Origin of the sequence: Mycobacterium sp. NPDC051804 (genome assembly GCF_044452905.1) — a bacterium.
Lineage (GTDB): Bacteria > Actinomycetota > Actinomycetes > Mycobacteriales > Mycobacteriaceae > Mycobacterium.
On record NZ_JBITCD010000003.1, the window covers coordinates 250,029 to 264,394 of the forward strand.

17 protein-coding genes are annotated in these 14,366 nt (G+C 64.6%); 10 read left to right on the forward strand and 7 right to left on the reverse strand.

Annotated elements, in window-relative coordinates:
- Positions 1–42: 42 nt before the first annotated feature.
- The gene (locus ACIA48_RS12325; RefSeq protein WP_396731263.1) at positions 43–480 is read left to right on the forward strand and encodes a hypothetical protein; all 438 of its coding nucleotides are present in this window, start codon (positions 43–45) and stop codon (positions 478–480) included.
- Positions 477–1,178, forward strand: coding sequence for an HAD family hydrolase (locus tag ACIA48_RS12330; protein ID WP_396731265.1), 702 nt, complete (start codon positions 477–479; stop codon positions 1,176–1,178). The genes ACIA48_RS12325 and ACIA48_RS12330 overlap by 4 nt, the downstream gene beginning before the upstream one ends.
- Here the strand turns inward: ACIA48_RS12330 and ACIA48_RS12335 are convergent, their stop codons facing one another.
- Both ACIA48_RS12335 and ACIA48_RS12340 read right to left on the reverse strand, forming a co-directional pair.
- The gene (locus ACIA48_RS12335) at positions 1,179–2,276 is read right to left on the reverse strand and encodes a hypothetical protein (protein ID WP_396731268.1); all 1,098 of its coding nucleotides are present in this window, start codon (positions 2,274–2,276) and stop codon (positions 1,179–1,181) included.
- A gap of 48 nt (positions 2,277–2,324) precedes the next feature.
- Entirely contained in the window at positions 2,325–3,560 is a 1,236-nt protein-coding gene (locus ACIA48_RS12340) for a cytochrome P450 (RefSeq protein ID WP_396732755.1), read from the reverse strand.
- Between the two features lie 148 nt (positions 3,561–3,708).
- On the opposite strand from ACIA48_RS12340, the gene ACIA48_RS12345 reads away from it, so the two are divergent.
- Complete coding sequence (locus ACIA48_RS12345; protein ID WP_396731270.1) at positions 3,709–5,634, forward strand: flavin-containing monooxygenase; 1,926 nt, start codon at positions 3,709–3,711, stop codon at positions 5,632–5,634.
- Here the strand turns inward: ACIA48_RS12345 and ACIA48_RS12350 are convergent.
- Positions 5,631–6,146, reverse strand: a complete 516-nt coding sequence (locus tag ACIA48_RS12350; RefSeq protein ID WP_396731273.1) for a nuclear transport factor 2 family protein — start codon at positions 6,144–6,146, stop codon at positions 5,631–5,633. The genes ACIA48_RS12345 and ACIA48_RS12350 overlap by 4 nt on opposite strands.
- Before the next feature lie 19 nt (positions 6,147–6,165).
- Complete coding sequence (locus ACIA48_RS12355; RefSeq protein ID WP_396731276.1) at positions 6,166–6,669, reverse strand: nuclear transport factor 2 family protein; 504 nt, start codon at positions 6,667–6,669, stop codon at positions 6,166–6,168.
- A 304-nt stretch (positions 6,670–6,973) separates the two neighbouring features.
- Between ACIA48_RS12355 and ACIA48_RS12360 the strand changes: the two genes are divergently transcribed.
- Entirely contained in the window at positions 6,974–7,936 is a 963-nt protein-coding gene (locus ACIA48_RS12360) for an alpha/beta hydrolase (protein WP_396731279.1), read from the forward strand.
- Positions 7,937–7,939: 3 nt separating this feature from the next.
- Here the strand turns inward: ACIA48_RS12360 and ACIA48_RS12365 are convergent, their stop codons facing one another.
- Positions 7,940–8,404, reverse strand: a complete 465-nt coding sequence (locus tag ACIA48_RS12365) for an SRPBCC family protein (RefSeq protein WP_396731282.1) — start codon at positions 8,402–8,404, stop codon at positions 7,940–7,942.
- A gap of 108 nt (positions 8,405–8,512) precedes the next feature.
- Between ACIA48_RS12365 and ACIA48_RS12370 the strand changes: the two genes are divergently transcribed.
- From ACIA48_RS12370 to ACIA48_RS12380, 3 genes are all read left to right on the forward strand, one after another.
- Positions 8,513–9,394: a TIGR03854 family LLM class F420-dependent oxidoreductase gene (locus tag ACIA48_RS12370; protein ID WP_396731283.1), complete on the forward strand. Its 882-nt coding sequence runs from the start codon at positions 8,513–8,515 to the stop codon at positions 9,392–9,394.
- 111 nt (positions 9,395–9,505) lie between these two features.
- Positions 9,506–10,009 (forward strand): protein disulfide oxidoreductase, encoded by a 504-nt coding sequence (locus tag ACIA48_RS12375; protein WP_396731286.1) that lies wholly within the window; start codon positions 9,506–9,508, stop codon positions 10,007–10,009.
- Between the two features lie 11 nt (positions 10,010–10,020).
- Entirely contained in the window at positions 10,021–10,920 is a 900-nt protein-coding gene (locus ACIA48_RS12380) for a cytochrome c biogenesis CcdA family protein (RefSeq protein WP_396731288.1), read from the forward strand.
- Here the strand turns inward: ACIA48_RS12380 and ACIA48_RS12385 are convergent.
- Positions 10,862–11,167 carry a hypothetical protein gene (locus ACIA48_RS12385; RefSeq protein WP_396731291.1) on the reverse strand — a complete coding sequence of 102 codons (306 nt, stop codon included), beginning with the start codon at positions 11,165–11,167 and terminating at the stop codon, positions 10,862–10,864. The genes ACIA48_RS12380 and ACIA48_RS12385 overlap by 59 nt on opposite strands.
- Positions 11,168–11,252: 85 nt before the next feature.
- On the opposite strand from ACIA48_RS12385, the gene ACIA48_RS12390 reads away from it, so the two are divergent.
- Together ACIA48_RS12390 and ACIA48_RS12395 are read left to right on the forward strand one after the other, a co-directional pair.
- Positions 11,253–11,552 carry a putative quinol monooxygenase gene (locus ACIA48_RS12390; RefSeq protein WP_396731294.1) on the forward strand — a complete coding sequence of 100 codons (300 nt, stop codon included), beginning with the start codon at positions 11,253–11,255 and terminating at the stop codon, positions 11,550–11,552.
- 362 nt (positions 11,553–11,914) lie between these two features.
- Positions 11,915–12,826, forward strand: coding sequence for a cyclopropane mycolic acid synthase family methyltransferase (locus tag ACIA48_RS12395; RefSeq protein WP_396731297.1), 912 nt, complete (start codon positions 11,915–11,917; stop codon positions 12,824–12,826).
- On the opposite strand, the gene ACIA48_RS12400 is transcribed toward ACIA48_RS12395, so the two are convergent.
- The gene (locus ACIA48_RS12400) at positions 12,823–13,668 is read right to left on the reverse strand and encodes an alpha/beta fold hydrolase (RefSeq protein WP_396731300.1); all 846 of its coding nucleotides are present in this window, start codon (positions 13,666–13,668) and stop codon (positions 12,823–12,825) included. The two genes, ACIA48_RS12395 and ACIA48_RS12400, sit on opposite strands and share 4 nt — an antisense overlap.
- Before the next feature lie 58 nt (positions 13,669–13,726).
- Here ACIA48_RS12400 and ACIA48_RS12405 point away from each other — a divergent pair, with 58 nt between their 5' ends.
- Positions 13,727–14,362, forward strand: a complete 636-nt coding sequence (locus ACIA48_RS12405) for a TetR/AcrR family transcriptional regulator (RefSeq protein ID WP_396731301.1) — start codon at positions 13,727–13,729, stop codon at positions 14,360–14,362.
- Positions 14,363–14,366: the final 4 nt, after the last annotated feature.

The following is a 14,366-nucleotide window of genomic DNA, read 5'->3' on the forward strand; positions in this document are numbered from 1 at the left end:
TCGTCAATCGTCGTGACCCCGAGGCAATTCGAAGGAGCCGACATGGATAACAACGCCATGATCTGGATCGTTGTCGCAGTCGCGGCCATAATCGTCATCGCGCTCGTTGCGTGGACGGTCCGCAAATCACGCCGTCGCGCCGAAGCCGAACGACTTCGTGGTGAAATCGGGCAGCGCACAGAGCATCTCGAGAAGCGCGAAGTCGTCGCCGCGGAAACCGAAGCGAGGGCGAAGGCTGCCCAGGCGGAGGCGGAGGCAAAGGCGGCCGAGGCTGCGCGCCTGCAGAACACCGCGCGCACCCACCGTGAAGAGGTGAACAACTCGCGCGAGGAACTCGACGCGCACCGGGAGCGGGCAGACAAGCTGGATCCGAAGGGCAGCACGACCGAAGACGCGCCTGGCAAGGCAGACGAGGTACGGACAGACATGCCCACGACGCCACAGCAGCGTCCCGCGACACAGGACCACCTGCGTTCGTGAAGTCCGGCAAACGCGACCCGGCTGCGGCGGTGCTGTTCGACATCGACGGCACGCTTGTTGATTCGAACTACCAGCACGTCCACGCGTGGTCCCGCGCGTTCGCCGACATCGGAATTCCGGTGGACGCGTGGCGGATCCACCGTTGCATCGGCATGGACGGCAGCACCCTCCTTTCGACGCTGACCGACGGTGCCGACGACGACGTACAGAAGCGGGCGAAGGATCTGCATTCCGGTTACTACAAGGAATGCGCGTCGCTCCTGCGGCCGCTGCCAGGTGCCCGAGGACTCCTCGAAGCCGTCGAAAAGCTAGGTGTGCAGGTCGTTTTGGCCACATCGGCGCCTGACGACGAACTCCAGATCCTGCGCGACGTGCTGGAGTGCGACCACCTCGTGTCGGCAATGACATCGTCGGCGGACGTGGACACGGCCAAGCCCAAGCCCGACATCATCAACGTCGCCCTCGAGCGTGCGGGCGTGGAAGCCGCGCATGCTGTTTTCGTCGGCGATGCGGTGTGGGACGTCGAGGCCTGTAAGCGGGCCGGCGTCGTCACGATTGCGCTGCTCAGCGGCGGGGTGTCGAAGTGCGAACTCGAGGAGGCCGGAGCACACCAGGTTTTCGAGGACGCGATCGATCTGTGTCAACATCTCGATGACACCCCGATCGCGGCACTGGCCAACCTGGTGGGGGCCCGCTGATCAGGTGAGGGAGTAGCGAAGGACCGCGGCAATCCCATCCGAGGGTGAAATGCGCTCGTCCGTGCGGACCAGAGATGCATCGGTAGCGATCGCGACCACCGGCAGCGCCTCGTCGGCCCGCAGCGTCTGCGTCGGCGCAGCGCCCAGTTCGGACAGCACATTCGGATTCGGCGCGATGAGGGCAATGTCGTCGTCGGCAACCACGGTCGCATCGCCGAGTTCGCCGATGATCAGAGTGTCGACCGCGCCGGCCCGCAGCGCGGCCGTCACACCGTCGAGTCCCTCTGTCGCCAGCCCTGACCCGCGCCCGATCTCGGCGCTGAATCGCTGTGCGGCATCATCGATCACGGTCACCCGGCGGCGCTGAAACTCCTGCTCGATCTCGTGCTGCAGCGCGGTGTCGTCGAAGCCGCTGTGCCGGGCTCCGACGTGCAGCTCAACGACCCGCGACGTGACGCGTTCGGGCAGTTCGGCGGTGAGGTCGCTGCGCGACTGCACTTCGCCGACGAGAAAGACGACCTCGGGTGAGGCATCGTCGACAAGCTTCGCGAGCCGATCCGCCACAGCGCGGATGTTCTGGTGCCGGGCGCCCTCGGCCGTCCGCTGTGGGTCGCCGTAGCCCGCCGACTCCGCGCCGGATGCCTTGTGCACCGGGTACGCATCACCGTCGACGGTGTCGGTGACCGCGGTGTCTTCACGCCACAGCGTGACGTCGGCGCCCTCGTGATCGACGATCACCACCGCGTACGTCGCCTTATCCACACCGTGCTCGATGACGGGAACGATGTACGGCAGCGGGGACACCCGGACGACCGGCCCGGCCGGCCTGATCAGGTGTTCGTTGACCAGGACTCCCTCGGCGCTCGCGACCACACCGCGGCCACTCCGGCCGACTGGCGGTAGGGAGTCGAAGACAGCGTGTTGAATGCTTTCGGTGAGCACGGGTTCTGCGCGCTGCTGTTCGAGGTGTTTGCGAATCGTCCGCCATTTGATCTCGAGCTGGGCGACAGCGTCCTCAGTGTTGTGCGAGTCGTCGAAGTAGACCGAAGCATAGGGACCATGTGAGGACAGCAGCGTCTTGAAGTGTTCCGATTGCATGCTTCATGGGGTGCCCGGACGCGTGTCAGACAAACCGCAGCGAGGACCTTAGGTCGGTGGTGTCCAGGACACCGGCAGCCGCTTGATTCCGTGGATGAACGGCGACAACAGTCGCCGGGGTTCCTCGGTTGCGGCGATGTCGGGTATCTGGCGGTGCAACTCCTCGAAGACGACGCTGATTTCTCGGCGTGCGAGGTTGGCGCCGAGACAGAAATGCGCGCCGCCGCCACCGAAGCCGGCATGCGGATTCGGGTTCCGGCCCACATCGAACGTCCACGGATCGGCGAACTTGTCCTCATCGCGGTTGGCCGAGCAGTACCAGAGGGAAACCTTGTCACCCGCCGCCATCTTGGTGCCGCTCAGCTCGCAGTCCTCGGTCAGTGTCCGCCGCATATAGATGACCGGCGACGCCCACCGCACGATTTCCTCGACCGCGGTCGGTGCCAGTGCGTCGTAGTCGGCCCACCACCGCGCGCGTTCCTCTGGATACCGGGTCAGCGCGAGTACACCGTGACTGATGGCGTTCCGGGTGGTCTCATTGCCCGCGACCACCAGCAGGATGAAAAACGAGGCGATCTCGGCCGAGGTCAGCCGCTCACCGTCGACCTCCGCCTGCACCAGCGCGGTGGTCAGATCCTCGTGCGGGTTGGCCCTGCGGTCCTCGGCGTGCGCGGTGGCGTACGCGCCGATGTCCATCGCGACCTTGACGAACTCCTCGTAGTCCGTGGCGATGTCCTTGTCACCGAATCCGAGAATCACGTTCGTCCAGTGGAAGATCTGCTCGTGGTCCTCCTCAGGGAGGCCCATCATGTCGCAGATGACCTGCAGCGGCAGCGGCCCCGCCAGCTCCGTCACCACCTCACCCGAGCCGTCGGGATGCTCGGCGATCATCTTCTCGACGAGGCGGCGTGCCCGCTCCCGCACCGACGTCTCGGTCCGAGCGACAACGCGAGGGGTGAACGCCCTGCTGACGATGTTGCGCAGGCGTAGGTGCTTCGGGTCGTCCATGGCGATCATCGACCCGAAGAACTCCGACACGTCGGGGTTGGCGTCGTTGATGGTGATTCCCGGGCTGGAACTGAAGATCTGCGGGTGACGGCTCGCGAAGTGGACGTCGTCGAACCGGGTAATCGCCCAATGCCCGGGCCCGGCCACCACGCCCGGTGTTTCCAGCGGCATATGGAAGGAGACGGGCGCCTCGCGCCGCAGCGTGGCGAACGCGCCGTCGCGCATATCGTCGTCGAGGACCCAGAACTTCCAATCGGAGAGGTCAATGTCCGACATCGGCACGTCCGGGGGTGCTGATCCGTTCACTTTGGTCGAGATGCCCACAGTTCGGAGCGTAGGCCGCTTCGAGCGCGAGCAGACGTGAAACCCCCCATTTCCGCGGCAAATAGGGGGTTTACGCGTCTGCTCGCGGTAGAAAGGTTCGGTGCGCAACCCACATGCCGGACAACCCTTTACAGCGACTGACGACGAGATCGCCGAAGCGTTGCTCGACGTCAGCATCCCGACCCTGATGCTGTCGCTGGTGCACATGTCCGGTGACCCGTCGCTGATCCGAGGCGAGCTGAAGCCGGCGGGCCTGTTCCTCAACGAAGTCCAGGGCTATATGTCCGAAGAGGACAAGGCGGCGGTCCGCAAGATAGCGCTTGAGGTCATCACGGATTACCGCGACCGCGGCTGCCCGGAGCCTGAACCCGTCAGCGCCGAGCTGTTGCACGAGATGATGCAGTGGCTGGTGTGCGAGCCGGTGCCTGCCGAGTACGTGCCGATGGTGCTCGAAGAGATGGAGCTCGACGGCCGTGATGCCAGGGCGACCGGCGCGGTGACCGAGTCCGCCCGCGAGGATTTCCCGGTCGTCGTGATCGGATGCGGTGAATCCGGCCTGCTGGCGGGTATCCGGCTCAAGGAAGCCGGCATTCCGTTCACGATCGTCGAGAAGAACGCGGGCGTCGGCGGCACGTGGTATCGGAACACGTACCCCGGTGCGCGCGTCGACGTCGGAAATCACTTCTACTGCTACAGCTTCGAGCCGACGGATCACTGGACCCACTTCTTCGCTGAACAGCCCGAGCTGCAGTCGTATTTCCAGGACGTGATGGAGAAGTACGACATCGCGCCGCACGTTCGCTGGGAGACCGAGGTGACCGAGGCCGCCTGGAACGACGACGACGCGACGTGGACAGTTCGCGCCCGCGACCGCAACGGGAAACCGACGGAGCTCACCGCCCGCGCGGTGATCAGCGCGGTCGGTCAGCTCGACCGCCCGCACACGCCACAGATCAAGGGGCAGCAGGACTTCGCAGGCCCGGCGTTCCATTCCAACGAGTGGGACCATTCGGTGGATTTGCGCGACAAGAACGTCGCGATGATCGGCGCGGGTGCCAGTGGATTCCAGATCGCCCCGACGATCGCGCCGGATGTCAACCGGCTCACCGTGTTTCAGCGCACGGCCCAGTGGATGTTTCCGAACCCCAATTACCATGAACGCGTCGGGCCCGGCGTCCAGTGGGCGCTTCGCCACCTTCCGTTCTACGGTCGGTGGTACCGCTTTCTGATTTTCTGGCCGGGGTGCGACAAGGGACTGGACGCGGCGCGCGTCGACCCCGACTATCCGGACCAGCAGACCGCCGTCAGCGAGATCAACGAGATCACGCGACTCATGTTCACCGAGTGGATCACCAGTCAGGTCGGGGACGACGCGGACCTGGCGGCCAAGGTGGTGCCCGACTATCCGGCCACCGGCAAGCGCACCCTGCAGGACAATGGCAGCTGGCTGAAAACTCTGACCCGCGACAACGTCGAGCTGGTGCGCACCGGTATCGACCACATCGAAGCCGATGCGATCGTCACCGAGGACGGCAATCGGTATCCGGCCGATGTCCTTGTGTACGCCACGGGGTTCGAGCACACCAAGATGTTGTGGCCCATGACGATTCGGGGCCGCGACGACGAGATTCTCAGCGAACGCTGGGGGGAGAGGCCGTCGGCATATCTGGGCATCACGATTCCGGGCTATCCGAACTTCTTCTGTATGAACGGTCCCGGCACCTGGCTGGCGAGTGGTGGCAGCCTGATCTTCCACTCCGAATGCCAAATGCGTTACATCAGTGAATGTCTGGAGCTGCTCATCGAAGGCGGTCATGCCACGATCGAGCCGACGGTCGAGAAGACCAAGGACTGGCACGAGCGCAGCCAGGCCGAAATGCGCAAGATGGTGTGGTCACAGCCGACCATCAAGCATTCGTTCTTCAAGAACAGTTTCGGCGAGATCCACACGCTGAGCCCGTGGCGTCTCGTCGACTACTGGACCTGGACCCGCGAACCCGATCCGGAGGACTTCGTGATCGCTTAGGTCAGTGCCCAGTTCATGTTCTTGGCGAAGGTCCGGGCGTCCTCGGAAATGGTGCCCAATTCATGGCTGCGCTGGATGTAGCCCTGGACCATCGGCAGGAAGTTCGTCGGGTTGTAGGCGTCTTCCTCGTTGTGCCACATCCCGTTGCCGCCGTACCGCAGGATCGTGATGCACGGCGCCTCGAAGACGGTGCCGTCCCCGGGATCTTTCATCCGGTTCATGATCTCGCTGAAGACCCAGCCTTTGTCGGTGTCGATCGAGTACCACGTGACTGGATAGAACGGCATCTCGCTACCCGGGAAGGTGTCCATCGTCGACGCGATCCACTCGCTGATTTTGTCGCGTCCCGCCATCTTCCCGTACAGATGTTCGACGTAGGTCGCGTCCTCGGTGAACAGCTCGCCGTACCGCGCCCAGTCCCATGACTTGCCGATCTCGACGACCAGATCCTGGTGGTGCTGAAAGGTTTCCTCGATCTCCTCGCGTGACCATTTTCCCGCGGAGTACCCCATGACGTTTCTCCTTGATGTGTTAGGTCAGTTCCCAGTTCATGTTCTTGGCGAATGCTTTGGCGTCGTCGGAGATGGTGCCGAGTTCGTGGCTGCGCTGGATGTACTGCTGGATCATCAGCATGAAGTTCATCGGGTTGTAGGCGTCTTCCTCGTAACTCCACTTGTCATCGCCGGCGTACTCGAGGACGGTGATGACGCCGGCACCGTGGACGCTGCCGTCGCCGGGATCACGCATGGTGTTGATGTTCTTGAAGATGACCCAGCCCTTGTCGGTGTCGATCGAGTACCACTCGACCGGGTAGGTCGGCATCTCGCTGCCGGGGAAGGTGTTCATCGTCGAGACGATCCACTCGCGGATGTTCTCGCGGCCCTCCATATTGCCGAGGGCGTGTTCGACGTACTTCGCGTCCTCGGTGAAATGATCGGCGTAACTGGACCAGTCCCAGGTCTTTCCGACGTCGACGACTGACTGCTGGTAGCGGCTCCAGGCCTCTTCTAGTTCCTCACGTGACCATTTGCCCATCGCGGCGACTCCCTTGTCTGGCGAACGAAACTAGAACCTGTTCTACCAAACGAGACGGTGCCGAGGAGGGGATTCAGGACACCTCGGAACTCCGTGCTAGCGACCAGATCTGGTTCCGCGACGCCAGTCGTGCGGTCAGCAAATACGCGCTCAAGTCCTTGGCGGTGTTCCCGACCCAAAGCGCCTGCGGCACAGTGAAAAACGCTCAACTCTACCGGCGATCGGCAAATGGGCGTCGGGGGCGAACGGTGCGATTTTCCGATCCGGCGCTGTCTCGGTTCTCGACGTCGTTACTGTCGCAGCCATGACACTCGGTATCGACGCGCAGGTGCTCGCGGAGATGGCGCCCTTGCTTGCAGAGCTCGGCGAGGCAGAACCCGCAGCGGTCGGCGACGTCGAAGCGCGTCGCATCAGTGGCCACCGGATGTTCGACCTGGTCGGCTCCAGGCGGGCACCCACCGCAGGCGTCGACACGGAACAACACACCATGACCGCATCCGATGGCGCGACCGTCGACCTCACGTGGTACCGCCCGTCCAGTGGCGACTGGCCGGGTAGCGCCGCGCTCTACCTGCACGGCGGCGGCATGATCTTCAGCCTCGCGCAGATCGGCGTCCTCTACGACCTGGCGGTGCGGGAGTATGTCGCGGCGTCGGGTGTGCCGATGCTGGTGGTCGACTACCGCGTCGCACCCGAGCATCCGGATCCAACCCCGATCGAGGACTGCTACAGCGCACTGGTCTGGCTGGCCGAACACGCCTCCGATTTCGGAGTCGATCCCGCGCGCCTCGCGGTGATGGGAGACAGCGCCGGTGGTGGCCTGGCGGCGGGGGTGTGCCTGCTGGCGCGGGACCGCGGGGGGCCAGCGGTTGCACAACAGATCCTGATCTACCCGATGCTCGACGACCGGCCGGCGACGCCCGATCCCGAACTGCTTCCGTTCCTGACGTGGACCTACGACGACAACGTCACCGGATGGGGTGCGCTGCTGGGCGAAAGGGCCGGGGGAGACGGCGTTTCGCCGTATGCGGCGCCCGCCCGTGCCGACGACCTCAGCAGATTGCCCGACACCTATATCGACGTCGGTGACCTCGACGTGTTCCGCAACGAGGACATCGCCTATGCCCGACGGCTGGGGGACGCGGGTGTCCCGACGGAGCTGCATGTGTATCCGGGATGCCCACATGCGTTCGAGGCGCTGGCCCGCGAAGCGGCCGTGTCCAGGCGGGCGATCAGCGATCGCGTCCGTCGCCTTCGGGGTCTGTAATCGTCAGGCCGCGTCCGGTTCCTCGACGACAGCCTTGATCCGCTCCAGCGTCTTGCGCATGTCGCGGATATTGCGGCGGCGACGCAGCTGCCCACCGAAGACCGAGAAGAGTTTCATCGTGAGCGAGTCGTCGAGGCGGAAGGATTCGGTGACGTCGGTACCGCCGTCGGTTTCAGCGAGGCGGTAGTGCCAGTTGTTCACCGCCTTGCCGTTGAGCAGGACGGCGAAGCCGAACTCGCGTCCCGGCTCGCAGGCGGTGACCTCGCACGTCGTCCAGTAGACGGGGCCGATCTCGTTGCGCTTGACGTGACCGCGGAAGCGGGCGCCCAGCGCGGGACCCGTCGCCGCGCCGACCCACTCGGCCTCCATCACCTCCGGGGAGAAGCGTCCGGTGTTGCGTACGTCGGCGATGAGATCCCAGATCTTGTCCGCGGGTGCCTTCATCGACACCGTCACCGATCCGTCCATGGCTACTCCTGTTTCGGTAAACGCCTTGGCTGTCACGCGCTTTGCCACCGTAGCAAGAGCTTCCATCGCACGGTCCGTAGCATTGCGACGGAGTCCAGGAGGCACGGTTTGAAGATTCGTTTCGGTGTCGGGTTGGGCGCGGAAACTGGCCCGGACGAACTATCGGGCATCGTGGACCATCTGGAATCCGCGGGCGTCGATTCACTGTGGTTCTCCGAACTCGTCTACACCAAGGCAGTGGACCCGTTCATCGGTATGGCACATGCGTTGTCGCGTACCGACAACTTGAAGGTCGGCACATCCGTCGCGGTGCTGCCGGGCCGGCATCCGGTGCTGGTGGCAAAGCAATTGGCGTCATTGGCGGCACTGGCACCCGGGCGGGTGCTGCCCGTGTTCGGCCTGCGGCCGGCCATCCCGGCGGAGCGTCAGATCTTCGTCGTCCCCGACGGCGCGCGGGCCGCCGTCTTCGACGAGTCGCTGCGATTGCTGAGATCTGTTCTTAAACAAGACGATGTCTCGTTCACCGGCGACTACTTCTCGGTGAATTCGGTCGATATCGCCCCCCGCCCGGTCAAGGCTCTGGACATCTGGCTCGGCGGCTCAGCGCCGGCCGGCTTTCGTCGCATCGGTGCACTGGGCGACGGATGGCTGGGCAGTTTTCTCACCCCGGATGAAGCCCGGGCTGGGCGTGAGCAGATCCAGCAGGCGGCCGAGCAGGCCGACCGCGAAATCGATGCCGACCACTATGGGATCAACCTCGCGGTATCCGACGGCGCTCTGCCCGACGAAGTCGCCGCCGCGATCCGCCGCCGCAGACCGGACCTGGACCCGTCGGCTTTCATTGCGGACAGCTGGTCCCACCTGCAGCGTCAGCTCGACGCTTACATCGAAGCGGGACTGAGCAAGTTCGTCATCCGAGCGGCGGGTCGCTCGAACGCATCGGACTTCATCGACCGATTCGTCGCTGAACTTCTCCCACGACAGAACTGATCTCGCCGACGACTCAGGGTCCGCCGATGAACCATTTCGGCCGACAACGCGTGTTTAGAAATGTGTGGTCGGGCCATACATTTGCTGCGCCGTGCCCGAGAGGAGATCGGAATGAGGCTTCGATTCTTGCGGATTGGTCGTTCGTTGACACTGGCTGGGCTGGCGGTTCTGTTGGCGTTCGGCCTCGTCAGTCCGCCCGTCGCGATCGCTGATGACCGCCTGCAGTTCACCGGGACGACGCTGTCCGGGGCGCCGTTTTCCGGTGCGAGTCTGGTCGGCAAACCGGCGGTGTTGTGGTTCTGGACGCCGTGGTGCCCGTTCTGCAATGCCGAGGCACCGAGCGTGAGCCAGGTCGCCGCGGCCAACCCGGACGTGACCTTCGTCGGTGTGGCGGCCCGTTCGGACGTCTCGGCCATGCAGGGCTTCGTATCGAAGTACAACCTCAACTTCACGAACCTCGACGACGCCGACGGCTCCATCTGGGCGCGCTACAACGTGCCGTGGCAGCCCGCCTACGTGTTCTACCGCGCGGACGGCTCGTCGTCGTTCGTGAACAACCCAACCTCGGCGATGCCCCTGAAGGAGCTCTCCGACCGGGTTGCGGCGCTCGCCTGACCGGCGAGCGCGTGGACAACGAGCTGATCGGCCTGGCGTTCGCCGCTGGGCTGGTCGCGGCGATCAATCCGTGCGGCTTCGCGATGCTGCCCGCTTACCTGGCGCTGGTGGTGCGGGGCGAGCGCGAACGAAGCGGTTTGCTCACCGCGCTGCCCCGGGCAATCGCCGCGACCGTAGCCATGGCGCTCGGCTTCGTCGCCGTGTTCGGGGCCTTCGGACTGCTGACGATCGCCGCGGCGTCGACGGTCCAGCGGTACCTGCCCTACGTCACGGTGGTCATCGGCTTGGCACTCGTCGCTCTAGGTGTCTGGCTGTTGCTCGGACGCGACTTCACGGCGCTGATCCCGACGGTGGATACCCGCTGGGCGCCCACCGCGCGCCTCGGCTCGATGTTCGGCTACGGGTTGAGCTATGCCCTCGCATCGTTGTCCTGCACGGTCGGCCCGTTCCTCGCGGTCACCGGTGCGGCGGTCAAGGACGGTTCGCATCTCGGCGGGGCGCTCGTCTATGTCGCCTACGCCGCCGGCTTCACGTTGATCGTCGGCGCGCTGGCCGTCGCCGCCGCGTTGGCGAGTTCGGCCGTCGCCGATCGAATGCGGCGAGTCATTCCGTACGTCAACCGAATCAGTGGCGCGCTGCTGATCGCGGTCGGCCTCTACGTGAGCTACTACGGCTATTACGAGGTGCGACTGTTCACCGCCGGTGGCGATCCGGCCGATCCGGTGATCGCCGCGGCGGGCCGACTGCAGGGCACGCTCGCGGGATGGATCCACCAACACGGGGCATGGCCGTGGGTGGCCGGGTTGGTTGTACTCGCAGGCGTAGCGGCGCTGGTGGCGTGGCGTTCGAGGACTAAGCCCGCGTCGAGATATCGCCGTGCAGATCAGGCCACGGCGGGCGGCGCACCATAGCCACGCCGGCAAACGCGGCCGACACGAGGCCGACGCAGATGCCCAACAGCGCGATGCGGGTCGTGTCCGCCGCGGGGACCCACTTGGCCTCCCCGTCTTTGACGACGAACACACCCAGAGCTCCACCGCGCACCCTGCTGACCGGTATGACCGTTGTGCCGTCCGCGGTTTCGCACGGCTGCCCGTACGCACGTGAAGCATCGGCCGGCACGGCGTCGCGTAGTTCTGAGACGTCTCGCAGGTTCATGCCTCCATGCTTACTACTGTGTCGATGATTTCGGTGGGCCGTCGCAGTCTCCATGGCAGGAGATGGACATATATAGGAGGTTGTCATGGCCGTCCCGGAGGTTATCGTCGCCGGTCATCTGATCGTCGACCCCGCGCAGCGCGACGATTACCTGGCAGGGTGCGTGGAGGTCGTCCGGCAGGCCCGTACGACGGCGGGCTGTCGTGACTTCGCCTTGTCGGCGGACCTCATAGACACCGGGCGGATCAACATCCTGGAACGCTGGGATTCGCGCGCCGCGGTCGAGGCATTCCGCGGCAGCGGTGTCGGTGGCGAGCAGGGCGCCGCCATCCTCGCCGCGTCGGTAGCGGAGTACGACGTGGGCGCCTCCCGCGGTCTCAGCTGAGCGTGCTCGTGGATGTGACGAGTTCCTGACGTCTCGCGGTGCTGTCGTGGCCGCGGCGCGTTGCTGTACCGCGGCATGACCCGCACGACGACAGCGGATCGGCCGGTCATCCAGCCGGACCCATAGGCGCTTGAAAACCCGAGGACGTGGGTATAGACACCGTGGAATTCACATTCACTACGACACTGAACATCAGCCGTCACGACGCGCGCCAGAATATTCGCTGGCGTCAGTTCGCGGCGCGGCGCGACAGGCAGGATCTGCGCATGAGGCCATTAGGGGATGTCTCATGTACTGTGCGTAAACTGCGCAGATGACGGGGGAGGGCGCCCGCACCGACGCAGGGCCCTCGCAAATATTCCATGAACCAAAACGTCAGAGGCTATAACTTGCCAGAAACGACCAGCGACGAGCGGGAACTGAAGCCGCACTTCGAGAACGTCCAGGCGCATTACGACCTGTCCGACGAGTTCTTCCGGCTTTTCCTTGACCCGACGCAGACTTACAGCTGCGCGTACTTCGAGCGCGACGACATGACGCTCGAAGAGGCGCAGATCGCCAAGATCGACCTGTCGCTTGGCAAGCTGGGTCTGAAGCCCGGGATGACGCTTCTCGACATCGGATGCGGGTGGGGGGCGACGCTCAACCGCGCTCTGGAGAAGTACGACGTCAACGTCATTGGCCTCACCTTGAGTGAGAACCAGAAGGCCCACGTCGAGAAGATGCTCGCCGCATCGCCCAGTACGCGCACCAAGAAGGTGCTGTTGCAGGGGTGGGAGCAGTTCGATGAACCGATTGACCGCATCGTGTCGATCGGCGCCTTCGAGCACTTCGGCGCGGACCGCTACGACGACTTCTTCAAGATGGCTTATGCCGCGCTGCCGAGCGATGGCGTGATGCTGTTACACACGATCGTCAAGCCCAGCGACGAGGAGTTCGCCGAGCGCGGGTTGCCGCTGACCATGACGAAGCTGAAATTCTTCAAGTTCATCATGGACGAGATCTTCCCCGGCGGGATGCTGCCCTTTGTATCGACCGTCGAGGAGCACTCCGCCAAGGTCGGCTTCGAGGTCACCCGAGTCCAGCCGCTGCGCTTGCACTACCAGCGCACGCTCGAGATCTGGGCGGAGGCGTTGGAGTCCCGCAAGGGCGAGGCCATCGCGGTGCAGTCCGAAGAGGTCTACGACCGCTACATGAAGTACTTGACCGGTTGCGCCGACCTCTTCCGCGAGGGCTACACCGACATCTGTCAGTTCACCCTCGCCAAGAGCTAGGCGGGTCGACTCGCGCCGATCGTCGCGACAGCGTTGATCACCTCAGTCGGCGCATCGAGCGACACGAAAGTCCGCGCTTCGGGCACCTCGATCAGCGTCGAGTCACTGAACAACGCTGCCAGCCGGCGGCCGAGTGCCGGGGTGAACGCGCGGTCACGCTGACCCCAGACGATGGTGACCGGTTTGGTGAAGCGGGGCAACCGCGTCGACACATCGGTCAGGTCGGTTTTCGCGACAGCCCGCAACAGCTGCGCCAAATCGCGTCGGATCCGGACATCGGTGCGGGCAGGCTCCAACCACGACGCCGTCAGTTGGGCGTCGGGGTTGACCAGCAGGCCGAAGCCGAGCGGAGAGTGCCGCAGGGCCTTGAGCCGCATCTGCTCGAACAACAGCTTGATCGAGACCGGTCCGCGCAGCAGCGCAAACACAAGGGTGAACGGGAATGGCGGGAATTTGTCGAATGCGTCGCAGTTCGTCAGCACCAACCGGCCGACGACGTCGGGGTACGCATCGATGACCAGCTGACACAACCCGCCGCCGGTGTCATTGCCGACCAGGGTCACGTTCGAAAGGCCCAGTTCGACGATGAAGTCATGGATCATCGTCGCGACCGAGCGCGGGGACAACCCGACCCCGTCGTTGACGGGGACCGTGTGCGAGCCCAGCGGCCAGTTCGGCAGGTAGCACCGGAACCCACGCTTGGCCAGACCGTCGGCCACGCGGTCCCAAAGCCGGCTGTCGACGAGAATCCCGTGCACGAACACCACGGGAGTGTGCGGCGAATCCTCCGGTCCCAACACGCGGTACTCGATGGTGGCCTGATCCAGTACGACCTGGGGCATGTTCGCTATCCTTCCCGTAACTTACAAACACTTGGTATGAAAGTTACGTGCAGGCTGTATGAAAGTCAACGATCAGGCCGCAGCGACGGCAACGACCCGGCGCACCCAGGCGGAGCGGACGGCGGCGACCCGCGCGCTGCTGATCGATGCTGGCCGAAAGCTGTTCGCCGACAAGGGCTTCAACGATGTATCCACCCAGGCGATCGTGGCCGCCGCCGGGGTGACGCGTGGCGCGCTGTATCACCAGTTCGACGACAAGGTGGGCCTTTTCGCGGCGGTCTATGAGCAGGTAGAGCAGCAGCTGGTCGAGGACATCGCGCGTCAGATCATGGAACTGCAGCCCCTCGATCCGCTTGAGGCGATGCAGGTCGGGGCACGCCTGTTCCTCGACGGCTGTGCGGCGCCCGACGTGCAGCAGATCGTGCTGATCGACGCCCCGGCGGTGCTCGGATGGGATCGCTGGCGCGCCGTGGGCGTCAAGTACGGGCTCGGAGTGATCGAGGGCATGCTCGCCCATGCGATCGCCGACGGAGCCGTCCCTGAGCAGCCGATGCGCCCGACAGCGCATGTGCTCCTCGGCGCGCTCGATGAAGCAGCACTGTACGTATCGCGTGCCGCCGACCGCGAACAGGCCCGTGTGGAGATGGACGCCGTGTGCGCGCGGTTGATCAACGGGATCGCCGGACGCGGATAGCTTC